23 protein-coding genes are annotated in these 25,408 nt (G+C 46.3%); 4 read left to right on the forward strand and 19 right to left on the reverse strand.

Annotation, left to right across the window (positions count from 1 at the left end; genetic code table 11):
- Nucleotides 1–6 precede the first annotated feature (6 nt).
- Nucleotides 7–1,662 (forward strand): extracellular solute-binding protein, encoded by a 1,656-nt coding sequence (locus tag MKY23_RS27925; RefSeq protein WP_339834076.1) that lies wholly within the window; start codon nucleotides 7–9, stop codon nucleotides 1,660–1,662.
- A 297-nt stretch (nucleotides 1,663–1,959) separates the two neighbouring features.
- On the opposite strand, the gene MKY23_RS27930 is transcribed toward MKY23_RS27925, so the two are convergent.
- The 5 genes from MKY23_RS27930 to MKY23_RS27950 form a co-directional block, all read right to left on the reverse strand.
- Nucleotides 1,960–2,823, reverse strand: a complete 864-nt coding sequence (locus MKY23_RS27930) for an IS3 family transposase (RefSeq protein ID WP_339834079.1) — start codon at nucleotides 2,821–2,823, stop codon at nucleotides 1,960–1,962.
- An 11-nt stretch (nucleotides 2,824–2,834) separates the two neighbouring features.
- The gene (locus MKY23_RS27935) at nucleotides 2,835–3,152 is read right to left on the reverse strand and encodes a transposase (RefSeq protein ID WP_090924849.1); all 318 of its coding nucleotides are present in this window, start codon (nucleotides 3,150–3,152) and stop codon (nucleotides 2,835–2,837) included.
- A gap of 173 nt (nucleotides 3,153–3,325) precedes the next feature.
- Nucleotides 3,326–3,508 (reverse strand): hypothetical protein, encoded by a 183-nt coding sequence (locus MKY23_RS27940; RefSeq protein WP_339834082.1) that lies wholly within the window; start codon nucleotides 3,506–3,508, stop codon nucleotides 3,326–3,328.
- Complete coding sequence (locus MKY23_RS27945; protein ID WP_339834085.1) at nucleotides 3,505–4,230, reverse strand: hypothetical protein; 726 nt, start codon at nucleotides 4,228–4,230, stop codon at nucleotides 3,505–3,507. The genes MKY23_RS27940 and MKY23_RS27945 overlap by 4 nt, the downstream gene beginning before the upstream one ends.
- 298 nt (nucleotides 4,231–4,528) lie before the next feature.
- Complete coding sequence (locus MKY23_RS27950) at nucleotides 4,529–6,682, reverse strand: TerD family protein (protein ID WP_339834088.1); 2,154 nt, start codon at nucleotides 6,680–6,682, stop codon at nucleotides 4,529–4,531.
- Between the two features lie 476 nt (nucleotides 6,683–7,158).
- On the opposite strand from MKY23_RS27950, the gene MKY23_RS27955 reads away from it, so the two are divergent.
- Nucleotides 7,159–8,256 (forward strand): hypothetical protein, encoded by a 1,098-nt coding sequence (locus tag MKY23_RS27955; protein ID WP_339834091.1) that lies wholly within the window; start codon nucleotides 7,159–7,161, stop codon nucleotides 8,254–8,256.
- A 140-nt stretch (nucleotides 8,257–8,396) separates the two neighbouring features.
- Here MKY23_RS27955 and MKY23_RS27960 read toward each other — a convergent pair whose 3' ends face one another.
- On the reverse strand, nucleotides 8,397–9,542 hold the full coding sequence (locus MKY23_RS27960; protein ID WP_253499033.1) for a response regulator: 1,146 nt from the start codon (nucleotides 9,540–9,542) through the stop codon (nucleotides 8,397–8,399).
- A 153-nt stretch (nucleotides 9,543–9,695) separates the two neighbouring features.
- On the opposite strand from MKY23_RS27960, the gene MKY23_RS27965 reads away from it, so the two are divergent.
- Nucleotides 9,696–12,854 carry an ATP-binding protein gene (locus MKY23_RS27965; protein WP_339834097.1) on the forward strand — a complete coding sequence of 1,053 codons (3,159 nt, stop codon included), beginning with the start codon at nucleotides 9,696–9,698 and terminating at the stop codon, nucleotides 12,852–12,854.
- Between the two features lie 101 nt (nucleotides 12,855–12,955).
- On the opposite strand, the gene MKY23_RS27970 is transcribed toward MKY23_RS27965, so the two are convergent.
- The 7 genes from MKY23_RS27970 to MKY23_RS28000 all read right to left on the reverse strand — a co-directional run bounded on the left by MKY23_RS27970 (nucleotide 12,956) and on the right by MKY23_RS28000 (nucleotide 20,449).
- Entirely contained in the window at nucleotides 12,956–14,461 is a 1,506-nt protein-coding gene (locus MKY23_RS27970) for a malate:quinone oxidoreductase (protein WP_090923461.1), read from the reverse strand.
- A 405-nt stretch (nucleotides 14,462–14,866) separates the two neighbouring features.
- Nucleotides 14,867–15,649, reverse strand: a complete 783-nt coding sequence (locus MKY23_RS27975; protein WP_339834101.1) for a dipeptide/oligopeptide/nickel ABC transporter ATP-binding protein — start codon at nucleotides 15,647–15,649, stop codon at nucleotides 14,867–14,869.
- Entirely contained in the window at nucleotides 15,646–16,446 is an 801-nt protein-coding gene (locus tag MKY23_RS27980; protein ID WP_339834104.1) for an ABC transporter ATP-binding protein, read from the reverse strand. The genes MKY23_RS27975 and MKY23_RS27980 overlap by 4 nt, the downstream gene beginning before the upstream one ends.
- Nucleotides 16,443–17,297: a nickel transporter permease gene (gene nikC / locus MKY23_RS27985; protein WP_339834107.1), complete on the reverse strand. Its 855-nt coding sequence runs from the start codon at nucleotides 17,295–17,297 to the stop codon at nucleotides 16,443–16,445. The genes MKY23_RS27980 and nikC overlap by 4 nt, the downstream gene beginning before the upstream one ends.
- Nucleotides 17,294–18,241 (reverse strand): nickel ABC transporter permease, encoded by a 948-nt coding sequence (gene nikB / locus MKY23_RS27990; RefSeq protein WP_339834110.1) that lies wholly within the window; start codon nucleotides 18,239–18,241, stop codon nucleotides 17,294–17,296. Before nikB ends, nikC begins: the two co-directional genes overlap by 4 nt.
- On the reverse strand, nucleotides 18,241–19,812 hold the full coding sequence (gene nikA / locus MKY23_RS27995) for a nickel ABC transporter substrate-binding protein (protein ID WP_154985711.1): 1,572 nt from the start codon (nucleotides 19,810–19,812) through the stop codon (nucleotides 18,241–18,243). The genes nikB and nikA overlap by 1 nt, the downstream gene beginning before the upstream one ends.
- Before the next feature lie 337 nt (nucleotides 19,813–20,149).
- The gene (locus MKY23_RS28000) at nucleotides 20,150–20,449 is read right to left on the reverse strand and encodes a hypothetical protein (protein WP_090923471.1); all 300 of its coding nucleotides are present in this window, start codon (nucleotides 20,447–20,449) and stop codon (nucleotides 20,150–20,152) included.
- A 99-nt stretch (nucleotides 20,450–20,548) separates the two neighbouring features.
- Between MKY23_RS28000 and MKY23_RS28005 the strand changes: the two genes are divergently transcribed.
- A complete protein-coding gene (locus tag MKY23_RS28005; RefSeq protein WP_339834117.1) occupies nucleotides 20,549–21,394 on the forward strand; it encodes a hypothetical protein in 846 nt (281 codons plus the stop codon).
- Nucleotides 21,395–21,708: 314 nt separating this feature from the next.
- Here MKY23_RS28005 and MKY23_RS28010 read toward each other — a convergent pair whose 3' ends face one another.
- The 6 genes from MKY23_RS28010 to MKY23_RS28035 form a co-directional block, all read right to left on the reverse strand.
- The gene (locus MKY23_RS28010; RefSeq protein ID WP_339834120.1) at nucleotides 21,709–21,840 is read right to left on the reverse strand and encodes a hypothetical protein; all 132 of its coding nucleotides are present in this window, start codon (nucleotides 21,838–21,840) and stop codon (nucleotides 21,709–21,711) included.
- Nucleotides 21,841–22,172: 332 nt separating this feature from the next.
- Nucleotides 22,173–22,670 (reverse strand): hypothetical protein, encoded by a 498-nt coding sequence (locus MKY23_RS28015; protein ID WP_251508349.1) that lies wholly within the window; start codon nucleotides 22,668–22,670, stop codon nucleotides 22,173–22,175.
- 70 nt (nucleotides 22,671–22,740) lie between these two features.
- Nucleotides 22,741–23,073, reverse strand: a complete 333-nt coding sequence (locus MKY23_RS28020; RefSeq protein ID WP_251508351.1) for a hypothetical protein — start codon at nucleotides 23,071–23,073, stop codon at nucleotides 22,741–22,743.
- Nucleotides 23,073–23,405 carry a hypothetical protein gene (locus tag MKY23_RS28025; protein ID WP_339834129.1) on the reverse strand — a complete coding sequence of 111 codons (333 nt, stop codon included), beginning with the start codon at nucleotides 23,403–23,405 and terminating at the stop codon, nucleotides 23,073–23,075. The genes MKY23_RS28020 and MKY23_RS28025 overlap by 1 nt, the downstream gene beginning before the upstream one ends.
- 204 nt (nucleotides 23,406–23,609) lie before the next feature.
- Entirely contained in the window at nucleotides 23,610–24,077 is a 468-nt protein-coding gene (locus MKY23_RS28030; RefSeq protein ID WP_339834132.1) for a hypothetical protein, read from the reverse strand.
- Nucleotides 24,078–24,079: 2 nt separating this feature from the next.
- The gene (locus MKY23_RS28035; protein WP_339834135.1) at nucleotides 24,080–25,348 is read right to left on the reverse strand and encodes a WXG100 family type VII secretion target; all 1,269 of its coding nucleotides are present in this window, start codon (nucleotides 25,346–25,348) and stop codon (nucleotides 24,080–24,082) included.
- Between the last annotated feature and the right edge of the window lie 60 nt (nucleotides 25,349–25,408).

Below are 25,408 nucleotides of genomic sequence, written 5' to 3' on the forward strand. Positions count from 1 at the left end.
GATCGGATGAAGGTGAAGGAACAGCAGGCAGGAGCGAAAGTTCCTTATCGCTATCGAGTGTTTCTGACTACGGCACTACTGACGCTGGCGGGCGTTATTCTTGGCGGCTGTAATCTGCTGACCGGACCCAATGCTGTAGTCGAATCAGAGCTGAACGGTACGCCATCCTCTCCTTCGGGCAAAGCCAAATATCATATTTCGTGGACGTTGCATCAAAATCTGCCCGTTCCGCAAGATGCCGAGATGTTGAAACAGGTGGAAGAGCAATTTGATGTAGATCTGGACATCTGGAATATGGAAAACAACAAATATGAGTCGCTTCTCGATATGAAGCTGGCTCAAGGTAACATTCCCGACCTATTCCGTATCCGTCAGCCGCAGGATTTGTTGAAATATCAGCAGCAAGGGGTGCTTGCCGAGATTCCGGTAGAGACGTTGAAGCAGTATGCCCCAAATCTCATGCGTATCATCCATGAACAAGCCCCGGCCTATGAACATGCAGGAGTTATAGACGGGAAGTATTATGGCATTCCTGTCATCAATCCAACGAACATCTACCGTACACCGGTGGTATATCGGCAGGATTGGCTGAACAAGCTGGGTTTGTCCGTTCCGCAGACGCTGGCGGAATTCGAGAAGGTTATCTATGCATTTACCTTTGATGATCCCGACGGCAACGGCATCCAGGACACGTATGGTTTATCTAGTGAAGGCATGAATGTGGTATTCGGAGCCTTCGGTCAGATTGTTTTTGCAGACCAGCTGTATTTCGGCACGAAGGATGGGAAGAAAGTTATTGGTGCGTTGCAGCCCGAAATGAAGGAAGCACTGACCTACCTGCGGAAATGGTACAAGGACGGTGTAATCGATCCCGAGTTTGTCACTGGCGAGAATAAAGGCGGTTACAAACATCTGTCCCATGCGTTTATTAACGGTAAAATCGGGATGACCTCGATGGGTAACTACTACCACTGGATTCAGGATGGCGATTATGAGGATTGGCATGTTGAACGTGACGGTAAAGTTGTGAAAAGTCCAGTCCAAACAACTTTTAATGTAAAAGAATTAACGGCCAAGTTCCCTGAAGCTGGGGTCACATTAGGCCAACCCTTCATGGGACCTCACGGACAACGTGGCTCCAAAGGAAATGACATGTTAATGAGCTTCACTGCCATCGGAGCGGATGCGGTCAAGGAGCCGGGCAAGCTGGAGATGATTCTGCGTATTTTGGATGAGGTTAGTGCAAGCCCTGATCCAGATAAAGCAACAAGCATGACCTATGGCTTGCAAAATAAACACTGGGTCTGGACACCAGCCGAGCCCCGGAATGTCGTCATCATGCCGCCATATGACACCATGTTCGGGTATCAGAATACGATTGGTGCCAATATCGGCATGACGGTTCCGCTGAAAGAGACGGGAGAACGGGAGCAATGGGCTTCAACGCTACACCTCGATCAGGACGGCATTTATAACGCGCTGGAGGTCGCTACACCCGCTCTGGCTAAATATAGCGATTCGTTAATCCGGTTGAAGAACAAAGCCTATATCTCATTTATTACAGGTGAGCGACCACTCCGTGAATTCGATGAGTTTGTACAGGAGTTCATGTCTGCAGGCGGTGCAGAAGTGGTGAAAGAAGCGAATGCGTGGAAGCAGTAGGGGAATGAGGATTGGAGGAAGTTTCTCGCAGGCGTGCCGGGGCAGCTTGGGAAGGGAAAGTGTCGCAGCAGGATTGAAAGGTGAAAAAATCCATTTCAGTGAGGTTTAAGACACGACCTAGGCAACACGCTCAACTCTAACGATCACCAGTGACCTTATTAGGCTGATTTTCACACATTTAGAAATCTAACGATCTCCAGTGACGCTATTTCGGCCAAAATGTATTAAAGACGATGATTTTCCACTGAAAAAACGCAAATAGCGTCATCTGTGGACCTATGTCAAGAAAGTAGACACTTACGCGACGGATTTGTCCGTAAACTTCTTCGCAAAACGAGTAGGGGAAAGATAACCTAGCGCACCATGCATTCGCTTGCGGTTGTAATAGAACTCAATGTACTGGTAAATGGCGTTATACGCCTCTTCTGGATTCTTAAAACGAGGGTTACAGTAAATGAGTTCCTTCTTCAAAATACTGTGCCAAGACTCGATACATGCGTTATCGTAACAGTTTCCTCGGCGGCTCATACTGAGCTCCATACCATACGATTTCAGTTGCTCCACGTATTCTTTTGACGTGTACTGTGAGCCACGATCCGAGTGATGGAGCAATCCTGAAGCGGGGCGTTTGGCCTGGTAAGCATCTTTCAATGCATCTAACACCAAGCTCGTTTCCATATGGTTGTACAGGCGCCAGCCCACAATCTCACGCGTACACAAATCCAGAACACTGGCGAGATATAACCGGCCTCCACGGCAGGGAATGTAGGTGATATCGGTGACCCATGCGGTATTCGGTTTGGACGTTTGAAATTGCTGGTTCAGCGTATTTGGTGCAATGGGATGATGATGGTTAGAATCCGTCGTCTGGACACGATACCGAGGACTGTGCACGGAACGAAGATTCATTTGACGCATGTATATACTGACGGTACGGGAAGAGATTTTGTATCCTTCCAGATGGAGCGCATACGTAATTTTCGGACTTCCACACCGCTTCTGGTGGTCGTAGAAATGAAACCGAATACGCTTCATGATTTCAGTTCTCCGATGCTGTTGCTTACTGGTTAGATCCATCCGCCACTTGTAATATCCGCTCCGTGACACGTGTAACAGAGTGCACATCTTCTCCAAAGAAAACTGGGAGCGATGGTCTTCCACAAACTGAAACCTTAGCGCTTTGGTTTGCTGAAGATGTGCACTGCTTTTTTTACAATAGCCAGTTCCTCTTGCGTGTCCGCAAGCGTATGCTCTTTCTCTTGAAGTAACCGGCGCATTTCTTTAAGCTCTGCTTCCAGTTCTTTCACTCGATCTACGCTAGCTACAGGCTCATGTTTAAGTTCGCGATACTTGCCCATCCACTGGTGTAGTGTACTTTTTGGAATGTTGAGTTCTTCTGCCAAGTCTCCGAGTGTCTTGGTCTGTTCTTGAATAAATTTTACCGTTTGTTTTTTAAACTCTTCATTGTATCGTTGCCGCTGTTCTCCCATGTGAACACACCTCCGTTAGCCTTATTATCCTTCCGTCCGTTAACGGGTGTCCACTTTTTATTCTAGCTCCATTAGATTTTCAAACAGGCTCAAATGCTCCAAATAACGTTATCTGTGATCGTTAGCCGCTGTCCAAAGCTTCGGGGACTGGATCTTAGCTAACTTATGCATCTCTAGATCAGCTGATGGAGAAGAAGCAATAGAATACACAACATCACCGTCAGAATTGCAAAACAAACTCCAGCCCACATAACATATCCTTTGGGTGCCTGAGGATTAATCACTTTACACATAAAGTAAATAAAGAAATAGCTAACCAACGCAAACAACACCAAAATGACAGGGGTAATAGTCATACTTCACGCCCCTCCTTCTTGGCCACCGTCAAATATGCCCAATCTTCTCCACGCTTAATCGGACAGTTTACATCTTCTTGAAACTTGATGAAGGCCTCTTCATAATGCTGTTTCTGCACTTCACTTAGACTCGCAACGTATCGCTGCCTCGCCTGTTCAAATTGCGCATCTGTCCCATAGCGATAGTAAAAATAAGGGCTGAATATCTTGTCTTTTAACTTTGCATCGTTCTTATATTCCTCATGTTCTTTATGTTCCTTATATTTTGCCCCTATCACACCTTGAGGATCAGATATAAGCTGCTCGATTAATGGAATCTCGTGTTGTGTAATGTACTCCATCATCGATAAGAGGCTGCCCTCGAATGCCTCTTTCCCCAATAATTCATACCACTTTATCTCCGAATGCTCATAGTAACTTTCCGGCAGTCCTGTGTAGGACTTATGCTTGATATGCGTAACTTTACAGTGCAGCATAACTTCTATGCTCGTTCCTGCTGTATTATGTCTATTGGCCTGCAAATAGATGGATATCAACAATTCCTTCGTTCTCATCTCCAGGGCTTTGCGGGATTTGACAATCTTGAAGCCAGCGAGTGGCAACAAGCTCTGCAATGATTTTAATGTGAACTCGATCAACTCAGTGGAAGATGACTGCTCGTTAAATGCATACTGGTCGAGAATGGCATCCAGGCTTTTATTGTGACTTGTATTATTATTCATGTAGACTAGATCACTCCTTTGAGCATTTCTTTGAAAAAGAAAGCAACAACCCCTTATAGTCACGCCAAGGTTACTATAAAATGGAACTCATCGTCAAATGAAGTCATGTTAACATGACTCTCCCATTGATATGTTCCTGCATAGCTTCTGAACCAGCCTAAAAAAGAGCAGCCTTATGACTGCTCCTTCTTCACCAGTTGTGCTAATTGTGCTTGCACATACATACTCATGGACTTCCAACACAACACAGTACCTCACATTACCCAATCCACTCCAAATCATGCCGTCCTTGTACAGATCAAGCCAGATATTCCGCCATAATCTGCTCGATATCATACGGTGTCACACCTTCATCGACCGCATAGATGGTATCGGCCTGCTCCTTCGTATCCACCAGTTCACCTCTCGCCTTGGCATGCATCATGAACAAGTCATACAGGTGAGGTTTGCGTAATGAAGTCATTGCTTTCCCCATCAGCACGATGCCTCCCCGATTGCCTTCCACATTGTTGTAATAGTCCGGGTACCTTGTCAGCGCCAGATCCGTCCAGATGATCATACGATCAACCAGATCCAGAATGACGGGAATTGCGATCTGCGTATCAGCCGTAATATCAATCTTGTTCTCCACCGTGGATGGTTCATAGATTTCGCCCGAGCCGGGTTTCTTACGCATCATCCAGCCTGCAAAACATTCCGGCAAGTTGCAGTACGGATGACTGGTGAAGGAGTGAAGTGTGGTCACCACATACCTTCCGCCATAATTCACAATCGAAGGGATATGCAGATCAATAAACTCACTCGCCCCATAAGGTGCAGTCACAATATCGCCGCTGTGGACAGCCTTATATTTAACAGACTTCAGATTCGTATATGAAATATGTTCAACATAGTTCCAGTTCTTGTCATACATGATCGCAGATAGGTCAATATCCACACGCCCTGTAGGTGTACCATCGACCTCGCCTTCTTTCCACCAGCTGAAGAAACGAATTGTGTCGCCCTCCCCCATCGGGATACGGCTTCCTCTCACAATCGTTCGTAAGGCTTTGCTCGCAGATCGTTGTGAAAAAGGCACCAGATAATGCTGCAGCCGCTCATCGACATACGTCTTCCCGAGCGAAGGGAATTCAGCGAATCGTGTGATCAGGGCCTGCTCGCATAATTGCACCACTTCCTGACACACAGCTTCGTCAAGCTCCGGTAACTCATTCGGGATACCAACCGCTTTGGCGACATTGCCTTTCGGAAAAAACACTCGCATTTTTGACGCTTCATTCCGCTGTGCGAAATGCTGTCTCACCTGCAATAACACCGGCGTGGACACCTGCCCCGCTACCTCGCCAAAAGCGAGCAGCACATATTCTTCATGTTCTGTTATGCGTAACATATGATCCAGCTTCCGTGCAAATTCACCCGGACGCTGGGACAACAGGTCAATCAGGCTCCAAATATTCCGATACTGGAATGCCAGTTCAACGCTACCGTTAAAGGTTGTAAACGACTTGTTATTTCGCAGGATATCGAAGGCTTTCTGGCTCCGCGGATACCGTAGCTTGTATTCGGATGGGTGCAAAATCTCCCCCAGACGAATCCAGCGATCCTTGTAGCGCAGCATATCTTCCGTGATGGAGCCGCATTGCTCCAGTAAACTGAGGAGCAAGCGGCGCTCACGGCGTTTGAATTTACGGAAAGGCGTGGCGGTTGCCAGACTGACGTCCCCCTCCGACCAGGATACTGCCAGTCGGAGTACATCGCTTGCCGTTTTAAAATAAGTCCCGATACGTTCCATGCTTGCCAGTTCATATTTCAGTAACACCGCAACGACAAATCCTACATTCTCCTTAAACGGAATCTCCTCAGGCAGCATGGTCTCAACATCACTCGGATCGGCATGTTTCAACGCTTGTTTGATATCTTTTTTGTCCGTATCCGAGATGGAGCCATTCGCTTCGATTACCTGACGGATCAGCTTCTGGAACGCTTGCTTGCTCCCCAGATCAATGATTCTCAGCTTCGTTTGCTCCAGGAAAGGAGACCGCGCGCCAGCAGCCATATCTGAAGGCTCAAAATCACCCAGTGTATGATGTGTCAGGTAATAAAAAACAGCATTCAAGTAAAGCTCCGCTTCGTCTGCTTCCATCACCTGCTCCGGGAATCCCGCATACATCGGTTTGTACTTCACATGGGCACCGACCATCACTTTAAGGTCTTGGACCAGCTGCCCAATCAATGCTGCAAATTGTTCTTCGGACAGCGTTCGCAATGCCTGCATCAGCTCATTGGAGAAGGTAAACCCAAGTGACTCTATATTTTTGAGCGCTGTTGCCAGAAGATTTTTGGGCAATCGATGCACCCTCTGTTGGTCAGGCTCGATCATTAATTTGCCGGCTCTGCGCACATAGATACTGTTCATTTTTATATTGCTGTAATTTACATCTTTATTGTTCATGATCAAAGAGTCCAGGAAAGCCATATCCCTAATTAACATTTGGTGGTTAGCTTGAGAAGGAAGGAATATGATAGCCTGGACGCCTCCTCTCTGATTTGAAGTCTTCAGGAGAGCGGCGACCCTAGTAATCTCCAATGATGTAGAAGGAAGGACCGCCATAGCCTGAAGGCCAAGAGTTCGAGGTTCCGAAGTTCGTCACCCGAACCTTTGGTGAACTCATCATCTCAGATTTTGGCATCCATGAGCAGGGCAAAAGTATTACGACATGATTTATATGGAAGGAGTGCTCGAACAGGTGTCGAATAGGATGCAAAGAATAGAAACCAGAGAGTACAATGAAGAGCGAGGCAGAAGTACAGGAATCCAATGTATTTATGAAACGAGGTTATCCGAAAATGAGACTCCACACTTTATATAATGATTATATTCGTCTTAAATTCCATCTCCCCCCGGAACCCACACACGGAGATATGATAATGGCATTTGGTCAATATGAGGATGACAGTGCAGCGTTATTCTGTATTGATCACCCCGAGGAAACCTTCTCAGGCTGGATCGTCCGATTACGTCCGAAAGACCCCTACTATGGATCAAAGCCAGACTGGAAGCCCGTATTAGCTGAGACGTTTGAGCAACTGAATGTTTACGATGAGATGATTCTGTACTACCTGCTGTTCACAATTAATAGCACCCTATCCATCAACACACACAACACCTACAGCGATATGAATGATGTGATGAAAAAATATAGCTTCCTCCAGCTGTCCCATCTGCATGACATAACTTGTTTAAATGCTTCACAGAAGCAGTCGCTGCGCGACTTTTTCTTCTTTATCTATCTCTACGCCCATCCGGTGAATGATGAGACTTTATACGCCTGTACATTTGACCAACAACGTTTGATTCATACCAATACGGGCATTCCACTCAAGGATTATTTCGTTGCTTATTATAATCACTACACCACACATCGCGACGAGCACGCGGAACATATCGTGATCTCAGCAGACGAGATTCAAGCCTGCAAAGCGTTAACTCTGGAGCTGTTACAGGTCATTGAGGGACGTTCCCCCAAGTTAATCATACCTTCTATTAAAAGTTTGGAGCCCGCCATTCAACTCATTAACGATGTCGATGGAATGCTCAAGCTATACAAGGATGATCCTTCGGCATTTTGCCAGATCATTAGAGATTTGCTCGCTGATGTCATGATGGATGTGACGTGTGAGACAAACGCTAGTGCTGATTCGGATTCCGATACCACTGCCAATATAGATACACTGGAAGTTGCCGCTGAGGGTGCTTCGGTGAACTCCAGATCATATCGTGATTACTGTTTTACCGTGTTGCTTCAAAATTACGCTTCATATATCCTGTTCTTTGATTTTAACGAAATTCAAGTACTTATAGATGCTTTCCAGGATACCCCCATGGAATGCCGTTTCATCATCAGCAAAATGTTAACAGACACCATTTTTCTCAATAAAATCATACGCCAGCAAGAGATTGATCTGAACGAGTATCCCGAGGTGACCCGATTTTTTAATGAACAGGCTACGGAGTGGTTTCTGTAGTACCCCTGCAACGAGTAACAATGAGTAACAAGTACTCTTGGCAGTGTCGTTGGGATAAAAAACAGCCTCATTCATGAGGCTGTTACAAGGTACAACACATTGATTTTTTCCATACGCCAAATATCCCAGTGAGCAGATGCTCATATATTCCTGGTTTTCCATTCCTGATACCATGATTCCACTTCGGGGCCAGGGTCTACTCCTGCCTCTTGTTGTAATGCTGCTGCCAATTGATGATACTGAGCAACCACCGGCTCTTTATTGCCTAACCGATCATACAACTTCATTAAAGAAAGGCTGACCTCCTCCATCATCGGATCAAATTGCTGCATCTGGTGGTACAACATCAGGGCTTCATTAGGGTGTCCCGATTCAATGTAGTATTGCGCAAGCTTCAGCGCATGATTCTGCCAGAGCGCATGCAATCGCTGACGTTCCAGTTCCGCCCACGCGTAATCACCCTCACCGAAATACTTGCCTTCATACTGATCCGAAACATACCGATGCTCGGCAAGTGTAGACGGCGATAATGAAGGCAATCGGTTAAGACGGCTCTCCCACTCTTCCGCATCAATCCGGAGTTCGCCAGTTTCCAATATATAACCAAATTGTTGATAGCGTACCGAAATCCGGTCCTCACCCATGAATTCGTTCAGCATACCACGTAAGCGATGAATGCCACTGTGCAGGTTCGTTATACCTCTCCTCTCATCGAGCTCCGGCCATAACAGCTCAAGCAGGGTGTCACGCTTGATCGGTTTATTGCGATGATGGAGCAAATACGCGAATAGTTCTCTGATTTTGGTCGTTCTAAACTTCAGATGTTTGGGCGCCTCATTCGGATGCAACTGCACCTGAAGCATTCCCAAGCAACGGATTAACGTTCCTCGCTCTGCTGTGTCTTCGATCACGTCCATCGGTGCCGGTACAGCCCTGCGCTGATACATCTTCATCGTTTTATCCAAACGATTCCGTGTGACGGGTTTCATAATATAGTCCAGCACTTCAAGACCATAAGCCGTTAGTGCATGTTCGTTATATGCTGTTGTGAAAATAACTTCTGTTCTTGGAGATACCTCATGAATTCGTTCAGTTGCTTCAATTCCATTCATCCCCGGCATCTCAATATCCATGAAAACGAGGTCAGGCAAATGTTGCTTAATTTGCTCTATCGCTTCTTCTGCCTTCAAAAAAGAACCGATGACCTCGCAATCCTCTCTCTCAACTAACAATTTATTTAACCTGCTCAGAGCGAGATTTTCATCATCTACCAAAATCACTCTCATATGCACAGCCCTCCGACTCACTTGATGATCCTTTAATCTATAATTTTACCATAAACTTTGGATTGCGAACGCTATCAATTTGGTAATACGTCTAAAATTCGAAATAAAAAAAGGGCGCTCATCGAACACGACGGTGCAGGAGTTAGACGAAACTTGTCGAAATTAAAATCTGCCATGAAACCAATAACGAATATAAAAATACCTAGATATGTCGTGTTGTCCCTTGTCTTTTTAACCATTTTACTTAGCTTTCGCTGGATATGGTCCGCCTCTTTTGTTATACCGGATCATCCAGAACCCGTTCGAGGCGTGTTGGATCTTCGCGGTTGGGATTTTGCTGACACTTCCCCGATCTCTCTGGATGGAGAATGGGGGTTCACACCCCATGCATTGATTTCTGGCGGAGAAGATAAACATACGAATTCAGATATGGGGTCGGACAAGCCTTCCACCTGGGTCCAAGTGCCGGGTGATTGGCGCAAAGCGTTACAACCACCTTCTGCTTCGTCATTCGGATATGGAACGTACCAGCTTCGTATACTGCTCGACCCTTCGGTGAAGGAAATATCCCTCTGGGCTCAGAAAATTCAGACCTCATCCATCATTGAGATCAACGGAACGGTTGTTGCCCAGTTCGGTCAACCTGCCAGCGATGCCGAAAGCTATCAACCAGAAAGGACTGCATTTGTAACTTCCTATGCACTAGACAAGACGAGTGAACTCACTCTACTTGTGCAGACAGCCAATTTCGACGATCCATTCAGTGGAGGCATTACGCGTTCTCTATACTTGGGTTCTCCTGAAGCCATCGGAAGTGAGCGAGGTTTATCGATTGATTTGCAGAAAATTACGTTCGCTATACTGCTTCTGCACAGCCTGTATGCCTTTGTCATGTTTCTATTTATCCGGAAGCAGCGGGCACTGCTCACGTTCTCGTTGTTAATACTGGCCACGGCCTTAACGGTGGTCTCTGACCATGACGGGCTGTTATTAAACTGGCTGCCACTGAACTTCACTTGGATGGTTAAAGCCAAGGCGATTTCATATGCTTCATTTGCGCTTTTCCTTCTTATGCTGGCCAGAAGCTTTGCGAATCCGAATCATGGGCGAAAGCTCTTTCTTGCATATGCCGGTATTGTAGGAGGATATCTATTATTTTTGCTCCTTGCTCCCGTAACGCTTGTGTACCAAGCACTTCATACTCAAATTCCTGATTTCCTGTATTTGTTCGCCATTGGTTGGTCTGTGCTCCTGTTCTTCAAAATGGCCGCAGCCAAACAAAGCGACGCAAGCTTTCTGCTCTTTGCAGCAATGAGCAGTATGTCCAGTGTGCTGTGGGGAATTGTAAACTCACACAACGAAATCACCAATGTGTATTATCCGATCGATGTTATTGCTGCCATATTTGGCTTTGCGGCCTACTGGTTCAGAAAATATTTCCGCAATGCCACTGAAATTGAAAAACTGTATGAACAGCTCAAAGTGGAAGACCAGCAAAAAGATCAATTCCTGGTGAACACCGCGCATGAACTGCGCACTCCCCTGCATGGGATTATTAACATTGCCGAAAGTATTGCGGTGCGCGAACAGCGTCAATCCGGAGGACAACATACGGAAGACATGAAACTGCTCGTCAATATCGGGAGACAGATGTCGCAATTGATTGATGATCTTCTGGATGTCATTCGTCTGAGAGAAAAACGCATCATATTGCAGAAAAAACCGTTATCCCTCGCCTCTGTCATATCCGGCGTCATTGGTATGTTCCGATTTATGGCGGAGGGCAAGCGAGTCCAGATCATCGTAGATACACCCGAGGGATTACCGCTTGTTCAGGCAGATGAGAGACGACTTGTTCAGATCTTGTACAATCTGCTGCATAACGCGCTCAAATTCACGGATGAGGGTACCATTACCGTATCGGTCAGGGCAGATAAAGATAGCGTCATTATGCAAGTTTCGGATACAGGCACGGGAATTAGCGAGGAGTTACAAGAACGAATATTTGAAGCTTACGAGCAAGGTACTGCTCAAGCACGTTTGAGTGGTGGGATTGGGCTCGGGTTAAGTATCAGCAAACAGCTCACAGAGCTTCATGGTGGTGAACTTACCGTGCAGTCCGTGCTGGGACAAGGATCTACTTTTCAAGTTTCGTTGCCACGAAAAGATACAACTGCCTTAACCGAACAGACCGATCAGACGGAGCATTCGCGATGGGGTGTCCAGCATCTGAGTGAGGTTGCTGTGAGCCTAGATGAAGAGCAACCTCCTGTGAACCCCGTCATACCTGGGAAAACTACTGCTCGCATTCTCGCTGTCGATGATGATCCGGTCAACTTACGTGTACTCATCTCGATGCTGTCGAATGAACCCTATGATATACAACCTGCCACTTCAGCGTTAGAAGCCCTGGAATTACTAAATACGCAGTCATGGGATTTATTAATTGCCGATGTGATGATGCCTCATATGTCCGGTTATGAACTGACAGAGAGCGTGCGTAAACGTTATCCCGTATCGGAGCTTCCTATTCTGTTGTTAACGGCCCGCAACGAACCTGCTGATATTTATGCCGGATTCATGTCCGGTGCTACTGATTATGTGACCAAGCCTGTTGACGCTGTAGAGTTGAGACATCGCATTGGTTCATTGATTGTGTTGAAACAATCGATTGATGAGAGATTGCGGATGGAAGCCGCTTATTTGCAGGCACAGATCCAGCCTCACTTCCTGTTTAACACACTCAATTCCATTATGATGCTCAGTGAGATCGATACAGATCGAATGCAGCGATTGGGAGATGCTTTTATCGAATATTTGCAGACCAGCTTCCACTTTGTGAATTCGGAGAAAATGGTGGAGATCACCCATGAGATAGACCTTTCGAAAGCCTATCTCTACATTGAGAAGGAACGATTCGCGGAACGATTAAACGTAGTCTGGGACATTCCAGAAGACATCGATGTGATTCTTCCTCCGCTCACCATCCAGCCGCTGATTGAAAATGCCGTTCGCCATGGTGTCCTCAGTCAAGTGGACGGCGGGACGGTATGGATTCGCATCGTTACCCAAACCGCTGGTACGCTGATCGAGATCGAAGATAACGGCTCAGGCATGCAGCCGGAGCAGATTGAACGAGCGCTCGCATGGCCTAAACCGAATCCGTTAAAGCCTGGAGGCATCGGTTTAACCAATACCCATCGGCGCTTGAATCAGCTCTATGGACAGGGTTTGACGATTGTCAGCTCTCCTGGGCAAGGGACGAAGGTTTCCTTTTTTATCCCTGACCAGACCGATATGGATTCGTTATAAGTTCATTTTCGGGAAAACCAAACCACAAAAAGCTGAGCCTGGACTTGATCCGGACTCAGCTTTTTTGATTCATTTCCTGGCTTCATGAAGCACTTTATCCATTACACATGCAATGCTTGCTTCTCATCCGACAATCCCAGCGATTTCGCCGTAGACAGATTCACCTCACGTAATAGATCGAGGTTCTCTGCAAGCGAGATGCCGTAAGACGGGATCATCTCTTTGATCTTTGGTTCCCATGCCTTGATATTCTGCGGGAAACAACGTTCCAGAATCTCCAGCATGACTTGAACCGCCGTCGAAGCACCCGGCGATGCGCCTAGTAATGCCGCAATGGAGCCATCTGCCGCAGTTACAACTTCGGTTCCAAATTGCAGTGTGCCTTTACCGCCCTGAACGGTGTCCTTGATCACCTGCACACGCTGACCTGCCAGCACCATATCCCAGTCCTCACTCTTCGCACTCGGCACGAAATCACGCAGTTCCTTCATGCGCTGTTCCTTCGTTAACATGAGTTGTTGAATAAGGTATTTGGTGAGTGAGAGTTCCTTCACACCTGCCGCAAGCATTGTTAAGAGGTTATGCAACTTCACCGAAGCAATGAGGTCTGCATTCGATCCGGTCTTCAAGAACTTCGGTGAGAAACCGGCGAATGGACCAAACAGCAGTGACTTCTGGTTGTCGATGTAACGTGTATCCAGATGCGGTACGGACATCGGTGGAGCACCTACGGAAGCTTTGCCATATACTTTGGCATGATGCTGTTCCACGACTTCCGGATTTTTGCAGACCATGAAGATCCCGCTTACCGGGAAGCCACCGATATGTTTACCTTCCGGAATACCGGACTTCTGGAGCAGGTGCAGACTTCCGCCGCCCGCGCCGATGAAGACAAATTTCGCCCGATGACGTTCAACAGCTCCACTCGTCAGATTTTTCACGGTCAATTCCCATGACTTATCACTTTTGCGTTTAATGCTCTTCACGCTATGTTTATAGTGGACTTCCACCTTTTGTTCCTGTAGATGTTTCAGTAGCATACGCGTTAAAGCACCAAAGTTAACGTCCGTACCGGAGTCAATCTTGGTCGCCGCTACCGGCTCGCTACTTGTGCGGTCTTTCATCATTAGCGGCATCCACTTCGCCAGCTCTTCCCGGTTGTCCGAGAAATCCATGCCTGCGAACAGCGGATGGTTTGACAATGTGTCGTACCGTCTTTTCAGAAACTGCACATTACTCTCGCCATGCACGTAACTGAGGTGAGGAATCGGCATAATGAAGTCCCTCGGATTCCGAATCAGACGACTGTTCACCAGATAGGACCAAAATTGCTTGGAAACCTGGAATTGCTCGTTCACCTTAATGGCTTTGCTAATATCTACGGTTTTGTCTGGTCGTTCAACAGTATAGTTAAGTTCGCACAGCGCAGCATGCCCGGTTCCGGCATTATTCCACTCATTCGAGCTTTCTTCTCCTGCCGTGGCAAGCTTCTCAAAAACCTTAATATTCCAGTCTGGTGCCAATTCTTTAAGCAAAGTTCCCAAAGTTGCACTCATAATTCCAGCACCGATCAAGATTACATCTGTACTCGTTTGTCCCTGGCTCATGTCTACCGTCCTTATATCCTATATTTGCCAAAAGGATGTAAGCGTTATCGATTTGGCATTGGCTGCAAGCCCACTCTTCGAGGGTTCACGCCTTGTCTGAATGAATATAACCTTGAACTAGTGTATCAATAATATGGAGCAATTTAAATATGCAATTTCAAGATATTTGCTATTCCCTCAGTATACGCTAGTTTGCCGCGGTTCGTTAGCCCGGTTATAGGCCTGAAAGATTTATTTGTTCAAAGCAAAGAAGGAACTTTTCATTCGCTAGGCAAACGGCCTTTTTTTAAAACATATGATTCGCTGTGAAAAAGAGTGCATAAAGAGCCGCATGCATGATAACCTTCGCATAACGGCTCTTATTATAGAAAGAAGTCAGTCCACACGCTCATACGCGCTGCGCCCTCAGAATATCGAAATCAGTTCCTTCGTATACGGGTGGCGTTCCTCGGCGAACAACGCATCCGCGCCAAATTGGTCTACGATCTGCCCGGATTGCATCACGATGATTCGCTGGCTCATCCGGTGCACCGCCGCCAGATCATGTGAGATGAACACATAGGACAGGCCGAGAGATATACGCAAATCGGTGAGCAATTGCAAAATCGCTCCCTGCGAAATGACATCCAGACTGGCCGTCGGTTCATCCAGCACAACCACATCCGGCTCAATGCCGATGGCTCGCGCAATCGTAACACGTTGCCGCTGACCACCACTCAGCTCGTGCGGGTAGCGGTTCGCCAGTTCACTCGGCAGTTCTACGGCCTCCAGTAGCTGACGGATGTAAGCTTCTTTCGATGTATAGGTGAAGTGTGTGAGCTTCGCATCCCGACCTAGTTGCTCATAGGGATCGATCAAAGATGCTCCAATGGTAAGTTTCGGATTAAGTGCAGCCGAAGGATTCTGGAAAACAATCTGAATCTTGCGACGGTGCGGGCGCAAGCGGCGCCCATCCAGCCGGGCAATATCCTGCCCGCCAAGTTGAATCGAACCATGATCCACGTCCTCGATGCGTAGCAGGCAGCGGGCCAGTGTGCTTTTGCCGCAGCCGCTCTCTCCGACAAGACCCAGGCATTCGCCGCGATTCAGGGTGAACGAGATATCGTTGACGGCAGGATGTTCCGCACCAGCATAGGTGCGGGTGAGCTGTTCCACGTGTAACACGACTTGGCTGGCTTGGCTTCTCACTCCGCGCCCACCTCCTTCAAACCAGACTTCAATTCATTACTCAATACAGGCGCTGCTTCAATTAATTGACGTGTATACTCATGCTGGGGATGATCCAGAATCCGGTGTTTGCCGCCTGATTCCACGATCTGCCCTTCTTTCATGACAGACAAGCGGTTCGCATATCGGCGCACATGCCGCCAATCATGCGTAATGAACAGGATCGCACAGCCCGTCTCGGCTTGCTTGCGTGCGAGTAGTTCCATTACGCGATGCGCGGACATGCTATCCAGCGCTGTCGTTGCTTCGTCGGCAATGAGCAGACGTGGGGAGAGCATCAGGGATGTCGCGATGGATGCTCGCTGCAACTGACCCCCACTCAGCTGAAACGGGTAGCGGCGAAGCAGCTCCGGGCTGAGTCCGACAGACTCCAGCGCTTCTGCGGCACGCTTTTTACGGATCGTAGCAGACTTCTCGCCGTGCACCTTCTGATATTCATCAAAGTGTCCGCCAATGCTGCGAAAAGGGGTAAATGCTCCCTGATAGTCCTGAAAAATATACGAGATATCGCGTCCACGCAGTGCACGCATCTCCTTCGGTTTCCGTTCGAGCAGATTGCTGCCTTCGAACATGACACGGCCAGATGCGCGCAGGTTGGGAGGCAGCAGCTGTCCAATGGCCTGCGAGAGCAGGCTTTTTCCACTGCCGCTCTGTCCCACGAGCGCCATGAATTCCTCTTCGCGGACGGCAAGGGACACCTGGTCCACAATCGTCCGCTCTTGGCTGAAGATGCTCAGTTCCTCGATAGAGAGGATCATGACTGCACCTCCTTTCTCACATCAAACCGATCTCGCAAGTAGTCTCCCAGCATATTCGCCAGTAGCACAACAGAGACAATCGCGAGACCCGGAAAGACCATTAGCTCGGGTCTGGACTGGAAATAAGGACGCGAGTCATTCAGCATCGCTCCCCATTCAGGTGTCGGTGGCTGTGCGCCTAGTCCAATGTAGGATAAGGATGAGATCAGCAGGATGATTTTGCCGAGATCGAGACTCGCCAGTACCAGCACATGACCTGCAATATGCGGTAGCAGATGTTTGGTCATGATTCGTGCATCGGACAGACCGTTCGTTCGGGCTACACGGATGTAATCCTTTTGCGACTCGGATAGGACAGTGCTTCGAACCAGACGCGCGTAACTCACCCATTTCACGATAACAATCGCCAGCACCAGATTGCCGATGCCTGCACCAAGCAGACCGCTCAGTACAATCGCCACGATGGTGTCCGGAAAAGCCAGAAAAGCATCTGCAATACGCATGAACAGCTTGTCGATCCAGCCGCGTTTGTACCCTGCGATTAGACCAAACGGAATGCCGATAAGCAGTGCCGCACCCAGTGCAAGCAGGCTGTAACCGAGCGTCTGACCGCCGCCGAGAAGCAGACGTGTCAGTACATCACGGCCCAAGTGGTCGGTGCCCAGCGGATGAAGCGCACTCATCCCTTGCAACCTGCTGCGCAGGTCGGTGAGGGTATGATCATGTTTCAAATATAGAAAGGCATAGAGTGAGGCCGCGATAACGAGCAGTGCAAACAGCATGCCGATGATGGCCTGCCAGCTGTGCTTTTTTGTTTTGGTTGACGGCATGCGCAGGGGCATCGTTTTCATCGGTGGGCCTCCCTTTCCTTCAATTTCATCTCTGGATTTAAATAACGGTAAGACAGATCTACCGCCGTATTCACCAGGAACACGACAACCGCCATGATCAGGATGTATCCCTGAATCAATGGATAATCGCGCTGGCGAATGGCATCCACAACCAGCTTGCCGATCCCCGGATAAGCAAATAACACTTCAATCACCACAACACCGCCAATCAGACTGCCCAGACTAACGCCAAATACGGTGATCACCGGGGGCAGACTGTGTCTGAACGCATGTAGGAAGAAGATACGCCCCTCCGAAAGCCCTCTGGCCCGAGCAGAGCGCACAAACTCCTGGCTCAGAGAGTCCAGCAAGCTGGAACGTAAAAGACGCACATAAACGCTGGAGATAGCAAGTCCCAGCGTCAGTGATGGCAGAATAAGTGAGGTGAATCCGTTCCGTCCCATCGTGGGCAGACTGCCGAATCGTACGCCGAACAGGTCAATTAGGATCAGTCCCAGCCAGAAGCTGGGCACAGCGGCACCCAGGATCGACAAGATGCGGCTACCTTGATCAATCCAGCTGCCCCGATATAATGCGGACAGGGAGCCCAGCGGGATAGCCACGAATAGCATGACCAGCAGTGAACCGATTGTCAGCTCGGCTGTTGCCGGAAGTGCGCGCATCAGTGTCTGCATTACCGGCTGGCCTGTTGAATAGGACACACCAAAGTCCATCCGTACAAAATCAAGCAGCCAGCGGCCAAATTGCACGGGAAGCGAGTCATTAAAGCCCATCTCCTCGCGCAATGCTTCGACTTGCTCCTTGCTCACCGATAATTCCTCAACATTCAGGATAGTCAGCACCGGATCGCCGGGAGCAAGTCGAATGAACAGGAAACTCACGAACATAATGAAGAGTAGAAATACAAATACCTCCAGAAACTTGCGAAGCAAAATGCGAAACATTACATCACATCCAGCTTGTTTGTGATCATGTAATATTCACTGCGCGTGGTGACCCAGTTTTTCACCTTCTTGCCATTGTAGGCCACAATCGTTGCCGGATGCAGTACAAAGGAGTTCAGCACGTTATCATGTACATAATTGGCTGCTTTCTCTGCCAGCTCCGCGCGTTTCTGCGGTTCTACGGTAAGGTTCAGTTCGTCGATGATCTTGGTCAGTGCCGGGTCCTCTGATCCGCTGAAGTTCAGCGCACCCTTCGGATGATATGTCGCATTCAGATAATAACCCGCATCCCCGCGTGGAGCGGTCAGATTACTGTATGTAGCGATATCCCAGTCCCGGTTGGAAGCCATGTATTCTTCCGGTGCATCAATCTGACGAATCTGCACATCAATTCCGATCTTTTTCGCATCCGACTGGAACACTTGTGCAATGAGCGGCAGATCAGCGCGTGACGAATAGGTGAGTAATGTCAGCTTCAATGGTTTGCCGTCTTTGGTCATTACGCCGTTTTGCTGGGTGTATCCAGCTTCGCCAAGATATTTTACGGCCACATCTGAACCGGTATCCGTTGTTGCATGTGTATATTTAGGTGCAAAAGGCAGTGATGGCAGGAACGGGCCAATGGCAGGTTCGCCGTATCCAAGCAGGATTGTATCGACAATGCCTTTACGGTCAATTAGCGCATCCAGCGCTCGGCGGACATTCACATCCTTGATGCTCTCTCGCTGCATATTCATCGTTAACTGGTGCACGCGAAATGTGGATGTGGATTCAACTTTCAACCCGTCGATGGCTTTGAGAGATTCCAGACTTTCTACTTCCGGACGGTAGACGACGTCTACTTGACCGGACTTCAGTGCAAGTGAACGTGCGTTAGCATCTTCATTAAACGAAAATGTTACGGAATCCAGCGGCGAGGCCCCGTCCCAATATCCGTCATATCGGCTCAGCTCCAGCTTGCTGCCTGCCGTGAAAGAAGTCAGCTTGAACGGGCCTGTACCGACAGGTTTGTTCACAATATCCGGCTCACTAACGTCAATAATCGCCGTGTTCGGATTTACCAACTCGGATGCAAATTCCGGGAACGGCTGGGTTGTTGTAATCTCCAGTTTGTTCCCCTCGGCTGTGATCGTATCCACCATCAATGTATTTTGGATGGCTACGTTCTCCTTCAACGCCCGCTCCAGAGATGCTTTAACCGCTTCCCCTGTCATCGGTTTGCCGTTCTGGAAAGTCACATTGTCGCGCAGATGAATCGTCCAGTGCTGACCATCTTTACTCTCCCAGCTCTCGGCAAGCCACGGCGCAACGGTCAGATTGTCCTCATCCAGACGCAAGAGCGTTTCCGTAATGCCCGCACGCAGCGGCACATAACTTGAATCCACATGTGGATCAAGTGAACTGGTGGAGAAGTTATATAGGAAGTGAACGTTCTTATTCCCTTGGGTATTGGTATCGCCTTGCGCCGCCGGGCTAGATGTGGATGCTCCGCAAGCAGTAAGTAAGACTGCCGCACTTAGGGCCAAGGAGATTAGCGCCAGCAAAGGCTTCTTTTTCGTAAACAAGGTCATGCCCCTCTCTCATTCTTATTCATGTGGTCGTTAATCGTAATCATTATCATCTGAACAATGAGTATTATCTTATCGTAATGATTACGTTTTGACAAGATATTTTTGGTTCGTTGCACGTAAAAAAATCCGTCTCTCCAATGAGAGCGGATTTGGGATGTTTTTTTGTACATGAGATGCGTATTGGCTTTCCTTAATGACTTTCCTATTGCTTAAAGCCATTTTTTTATTTTCCCTCTTAAATTTAGCTAATTTTCGACAATTTTATACAAATTCTCTTGTAATAAATTGATTCTTTTGGGTCTTGTTCCTTTTTAAAGTATTTAATAACATATAGTTACTATTTCGGATTTCTTATTACAGATATATCACCTTCATTTTTATCTGATTTATGAGTATAAGTAACAACATAATTTTTACCTTCTTCTATGACATTCCACAGATTTTCATCATCTAAATATAACTTGAAATTCTCAGAGTCTTCACTCTCGATATTTTTAACTTCAATCCAGTAAGTTGAATTAGAAGAAGACTTAGAAATGACAGAAACCAAAGCATCAGTTGTTGTTTTTGAAACACTACATGAACTTAATATTACAATTAAAATTATAAAAATAATTAAATTTAACTTTTTATACATTTATATCCCTCCTTAAATAATATCTTACTACTTAGAGGAGGTGAAGAAAAGGGATTTAAATCGTTTATAAAAAATACTATTTTAGGAGGTACCTTCACTATGAGAAAGCTAGCTTTTTCTTTTCTAACTTTACTATTAACTTTTTCCATATTATCAATTGATGTATACGCCTCAGATGTAAAATATTCAGAACAAGAACTTAATGAAATCCTTATCGATTCAGGTATGCCAGAATACGAGGTCAATACTTATGATTTCGATTTAAAGGAGACTATTGTTAAAAATTCTGGTGAGAATTTAGAGTATGTCACTTCTTCAACTCAATCATTCATCCGTAATGAAGAGACCGGGGAACTAATAAACACCTCAAATATAATAACTCCACTAGCTGCGATTCCGAGAAGTGATCTTATTTTTAGAATTACCGTTTTTAACGGTGCTACATCTTCACAGAAGCAGATATATGGGAACTTCGAATGGTTAACTACTGGTAAAGGACCATCTCAGGGTCCATCAGGTATAAAAGATGATCGATTTTCAATTGCAATTCCTGCTGGATGGGAAATTCAGTCTGGGAGCTATGGTGCCGATATGTACAAAAGCTTTTTCAATATTAGTAATGCCACTTGGTTGGGATGGGTGAACGATGGTACAAACGGTTTTGCTAATGGTGGAAAACCAGCCTCAGATGGGTATAGCCTATATGGTGCATCTTGGGAATTGACTCCTGCCAATATCAATTACAGGTATAAAGGGACCACTTGGTTTACTATGAGAAAAGTCAACTCCTCGGCCGTGAACAGAGCAATTGTCTCATATATGGAAGCAAAGTCTAATCCTCTTGGTCAATTTGGTGTGTCTCTAGCATGGAAAGCTCTTGAGGTTACCTACACACCTACAAGTGGTAGTGTAAACACAGCAAATCAAGATATAACTTGGAAATAGAAACTACTAATCATAATAACAGGTTAACTTTCCTGCCCTAATAGAGTAATAGCTCTATCAAGTAGACAATAAAAAAGAGGGATTTTAATTACACGGCGACTTTCTCCCGGAACTCAATCGGAGAAGGCCGCCGTTTTTTTGAGAAACGTTCTTCATTGTTTTACGGTTCTTCCTGCGCTTTAAGATTTACACTTTCCTCTGGACTATGAAATGCTTCTTCGTCAAACGGCACTGGTAATTCTCAAGATCGACTTAAGTCTTTGAAACACCTAGAAAAACATACAGTTTTGGCAGGCAATCATATACTTCATTGTTTATTTTTCTCCTGGAAGAAACATAATTTGCCTTGAGAGGTTATTCTGGATATGCTCCAACTGTTGTCTCGCCTGATCCACTTGATTCGATACGTGATGTAATTGCTCAAGGGTCACTTTGATTATACTCATACGCTTTCTCCGCTCATTCGAAATAGGATTATCCTATGTTAGCAGAAGTATGAGATACAAAACCATCCAGCTAACATCCTGAATTTACCTATAACCCAACATCCTACATACCACTCATCGGTGCTATAGTCCTAAATTCATATACCCATATTTCCAAGCACATCCTACCATTTTCAGTAAACCTCAAACAATACTTCCTCATTTACTGTCTAATTAATCAACTAACACCGTACAATAGTTTATTAATCTCCAATAAAAAGAATAGCCCTTGCACAGGCAGAGGCTACATTCGATTTCCATTCAACAGACTTCAGAACATATCATATTGACGTTTATTGTTGTGACCATGCTCTCAGTCCCGCGTCACTTAAATCTATCGGAGCCTGCTTAGACATATATTCGGCATTTGCCAAAGGGAAGACATATCTACCTGTTCTAATCTCACCATGCCGCATGCTAACCCTTCCGCCTCGTTCAATCAGAAGTATGAGGGGATCGTACAGATCATGAAACTTTATTGCTTCTTCAATTCCAGACTCAACTAAGCTCAGCCATTCTAGATACGCTACACAAGTTCCTTTCATAAAACTGTTCGTTAACTCGCCTAACCGAGGGCATTGATCCATTACATCTAAAGTGGAATGATGTCCAAGTGCGCGAGCAGCATTGAAGAATGGATAGGATGTTTCTAAATGGTATGTCGTAATCAGTAATGCTGCTCTTCGGATATACTCCTGCACCAATGCCATATTTGAGGGATCATCTACTCGTGCAGAAACATTCCAGTTTATACGCTCTATTCTCTCTATCCCTATCACGAGCAAATTCATGAATACCCCCACCTCTTCTTCCTTAACTGACTATCCGTTCCTGTTATTATCCCACCAAATCTCCATGCTCTTAGAATATGTACAAAATAACTTCTTCACTGTCAAAAGCATTCGGTAAAATCCGCTGTAAATGCTCTACTCTACCTTTCATATACTCCAGATTGGCTCCGTCCAACCGCTGGATAGCCCATTCTCTCAAACGTTCCAATTCATCCAGTGCATCCTCAAGCTGATGGAAGGCAATCTGGGAGCTATCCTGTATAATCGAGATGCCCAGTTCATGAATAGCTCTCTCCCAGTGCTCATCATAAAAGTCCTGAGTGGAGATATTCTCACTAAGCGTTAGTTCCGATTCCCGGTCATCTAGTTCTCCGCTGTATCTATACAGCCCCACCGACATCATTATCCCTCCAGCCCATTACGATCTATGAGATCCAAGGAATTATCGCTAATATCTTGTACAGGGATCGCCAGATTTCTCCAATACATTAGTGGATATGCTGCATCACCTACTTCCAGTTCACCCTTTCGTATATTAAAAGTCCCGTCTCGTTCGAAGAATTTCAACATTGGCTCGTGCAGATCAGCATTTTGAATCGCATCATCTACTCCTAGATCGATTAATTCGCACACTTCCAGATAGCTATAACAAACGGCCTTCATATAGACATTATGAAGTGTATCCAACTGGGGACAAGCACGGTACACATGAGCATCTATCTCTCTTCCAATCATCTTGGCAAAGCTAAATAGGGGATAACCATCTGGGAATAGGCTCAGCTTGTCTATACATTCACACGTCTTAGATACTCACTGATTAATATGTGATGTGAGTTTTGGGGAGAGGAGTTATTCATTTGAAATGAAATCGCCGACAAACGCTCGATCCCTTTAGCTAATGTAGCCCCCATATTGTTACACCTCGCCTCAAGATCCTTCTCAAAGCAATCCCGCCATGTCCTTCTCAATAAAGTTGCCTTCCAGCACATCAAAAGGCCAGTCATAAATGTCAGGATTCTCTCGGCAATGTGAGTTAATAATGAGCTGACCGTTAGACCTCAAAAAAATCACTCCAGATGAACTATCTGTCAGTGCTACATCTTTATCCAGTTGTGCAATTAGTTTATTCACCGCTTGAAAGATAGCCCGTAGTGCTTCTTCTGGCGAATATGAGAAAATCGTAACAGAGACGCAATAGTTAATATTCAGACTTAACTCTTCCCTTGTAAAACTCACTAATTCATCATCATCTTGCACAATACAAGAAAAGTTGGAATTCATTAATGTGTAGTAATCATCCTTGCATGACATGCGAGTCTCTGGCGAAAATGACTGTATAGCACTCATTAATAATGTCGCTAGGTGTTTCGTATCTTGTTTATTGAAAACATACAATGCTAATTCCATAATTATTCCCTCCAAAAAAGATGCTCTATTTTCCCTTCTCGAATAATGAACAATTCCTTCAAGCGTCTTAAATCACCGTTTGGATTAGTTTTACCGATAATTTTCTGACTAACTTCTGCCACTCTAGCCTCAGTAAAACCATCTAAATTTAAAATAATTCTATCTGCCTGGTCCTTTGTCTTACGCTTAATCTCTTCTGCTATTCCATTGGCACTTTTAGTACTTATAGGTGCGTAATGGTCAAACACTTTTCCTTCAATCAGGAAATCAGGATTGCTTCCCTCTTTAATACCGTGTCCATTTCCACCCTCAATTTCATCCAACATTTTGACATGATAGCCCTCTTTTGCGAAGGTGTCTGCTGATTCATTTTGTTTGATCCATCCTCTATCTTTACCTGTAGCATAATTACCTTCTGGTAAGCCTCCTTTTTTTCCAGAGGGTTGAGTCGAAGAAGGCACCTCAATGTGTTCAGGATTAACTCCTTTTCTTGAATTATCTTTTTGTCCCCCCTCTTTCCTCGCCTTATGATCCTCTAAGTTCTTCTTCATCTTAACCACCGCCGGATGAGAGGAAGGCAAGCGAAACGGGCCTTTGCGCCCCGGCATACTTCCGCGAACCATCTGAAAAGCCATAAAAATCTGGCTGAACTTCAGAGAAGTCACCATCATCTGTGCATATCGATCATTCACTGGCTCGCCTGTGAAGGGATGAACTCCATTTTCAAAGGCTTCAATCTGCAAGGCATTAAGATCTTCCCCCGGATCTTCTGCATGACCTGCTTGCATCCGATTGATATCCACATGCCCTTGATCCTTCTGATACGCCTGCAAAGAAGCTTGATCTGGAACACCATTCTCGTTCACTGGCATCCACATCAGCCTGCCGTACACATTCACTTGTGCCATCCGGTAGCCTTTATCCTCCGAACCCGCATCATTCCCCGAACTCTTCATCATCGCTGCCGCACCCACAGCGCCAATAACGCCACCCAGACTGCCCTTCTCGGCATCTGCCTGCTCAAACCGCGTAGCAATATCCGTTAACTCTTTTGAAGTATACAACATGCTCTCCAGTGCTTTCTGTAACACGGTACGTGATCTTGCAAAATCACCATAAAAACGCTCCTGCGTCACACCCAGCCATACGGCCTGAAGAAACATGATCTGCCTTGAGAGGTTATCCTGGATATGCTCCAACTGTTGTCTTGCCTGATTTACCTGATTGGATACATGATGTAATTGTTCAGGGGTCACTTTGATTGTACTCATACGCTTTCTCCGCTCATTTGAAATAGGATTCTCCTATGTTAGCAGAAGTATAATATGTAA

The organism is Paenibacillus sp. FSL R7-0272, from assembly GCF_037969905.1.
Lineage (GTDB): Bacteria > Bacillota > Bacilli > Paenibacillales > Paenibacillaceae > Paenibacillus > Paenibacillus polysaccharolyticus.

What these genes read in the sequence shown, in the direction of transcription:
- MKY23_RS28005 (WP_339834117.1), top strand. Translation starts at nt 20,549, where the DNA reads ATGAGAAAGCTAGCTTTTTCTTTTCTAACTTTACTATTAACTTTTTCC.
- MKY23_RS28020 (WP_251508351.1), bottom strand. Translation starts at nt 23,073, where the DNA reads ATGATGTCGGTGGGGCTGTATAGATACAGCGGAGAACTAGATGACCGG.
- MKY23_RS28025 (WP_339834129.1), bottom strand. Translation starts at nt 23,405, where the DNA reads ATGATTGGAAGAGAGATAGATGCTCATGTGTACCGTGCTTGTCCCCAG.
- MKY23_RS27950 (WP_339834088.1), bottom strand. Translation starts at nt 6,682, where the DNA reads ATGAACAATAAAGATGTAAATTACAGCAATATAAAAATGAACAGTATC.
- MKY23_RS28000 (WP_090923471.1), bottom strand. Translation starts at nt 20,449, where the DNA reads ATGTATAAAAAGTTAAATTTAATTATTTTTATAATTTTAATTGTAATA.
- MKY23_RS27955 (WP_339834091.1), top strand. Translation starts at nt 7,159, where the DNA reads ATGGCATTTGGTCAATATGAGGATGACAGTGCAGCGTTATTCTGTATT.
- MKY23_RS28010 (WP_339834120.1), bottom strand. Translation starts at nt 21,840, where the DNA reads ATGAGTATAATCAAAGTGACCCTTGAGCAATTACATCACGTATCGAAT.
- MKY23_RS28015 (WP_251508349.1), bottom strand. Translation starts at nt 22,670, where the DNA reads ATGAATTTGCTCGTGATAGGGATAGAGAGAATAGAGCGTATAAACTGG.
- MKY23_RS27940 (WP_339834082.1), bottom strand. Translation starts at nt 3,508, where the DNA reads ATGACTATTACCCCTGTCATTTTGGTGTTGTTTGCGTTGGTTAGCTAT.
- MKY23_RS27960 (WP_253499033.1), bottom strand. Translation starts at nt 9,542, where the DNA reads ATGAGAGTGATTTTGGTAGATGATGAAAATCTCGCTCTGAGCAGGTTA.
- MKY23_RS27935 (WP_090924849.1), bottom strand. Translation starts at nt 3,152, where the DNA reads ATGGGAGAACAGCGGCAACGATACAATGAAGAGTTTAAAAAACAAACG.
- MKY23_RS27945 (WP_339834085.1), bottom strand. Translation starts at nt 4,230, where the DNA reads ATGAATAATAATACAAGTCACAATAAAAGCCTGGATGCCATTCTCGAC.
- nikA (WP_154985711.1), bottom strand. Translation starts at nt 19,812, where the DNA reads ATGACCTTGTTTACGAAAAAGAAGCCTTTGCTGGCGCTAATCTCCTTG.
- MKY23_RS27970 (WP_090923461.1), bottom strand. Translation starts at nt 14,461, where the DNA reads ATGAGCCAGGGACAAACGAGTACAGATGTAATCTTGATCGGTGCTGGA.
- MKY23_RS28035 (WP_339834135.1), bottom strand. Translation starts at nt 25,348, where the DNA reads ATGAGTACAATCAAAGTGACCCCTGAACAATTACATCATGTATCCAAT.
- MKY23_RS27925 (WP_339834076.1), top strand. Translation starts at nt 7, where the DNA reads ATGAAGGTGAAGGAACAGCAGGCAGGAGCGAAAGTTCCTTATCGCTAT.
- nikB (WP_339834110.1), bottom strand. Translation starts at nt 18,241, where the DNA reads ATGTTTCGCATTTTGCTTCGCAAGTTTCTGGAGGTATTTGTATTTCTA.
- MKY23_RS27980 (WP_339834104.1), bottom strand. Translation starts at nt 16,446, where the DNA reads ATGATCCTCTCTATCGAGGAACTGAGCATCTTCAGCCAAGAGCGGACG.
- MKY23_RS28030 (WP_339834132.1), bottom strand. Translation starts at nt 24,077, where the DNA reads ATGGAATTAGCATTGTATGTTTTCAATAAACAAGATACGAAACACCTA.
- nikC (WP_339834107.1), bottom strand. Translation starts at nt 17,297, where the DNA reads ATGAAAACGATGCCCCTGCGCATGCCGTCAACCAAAACAAAAAAGCAC.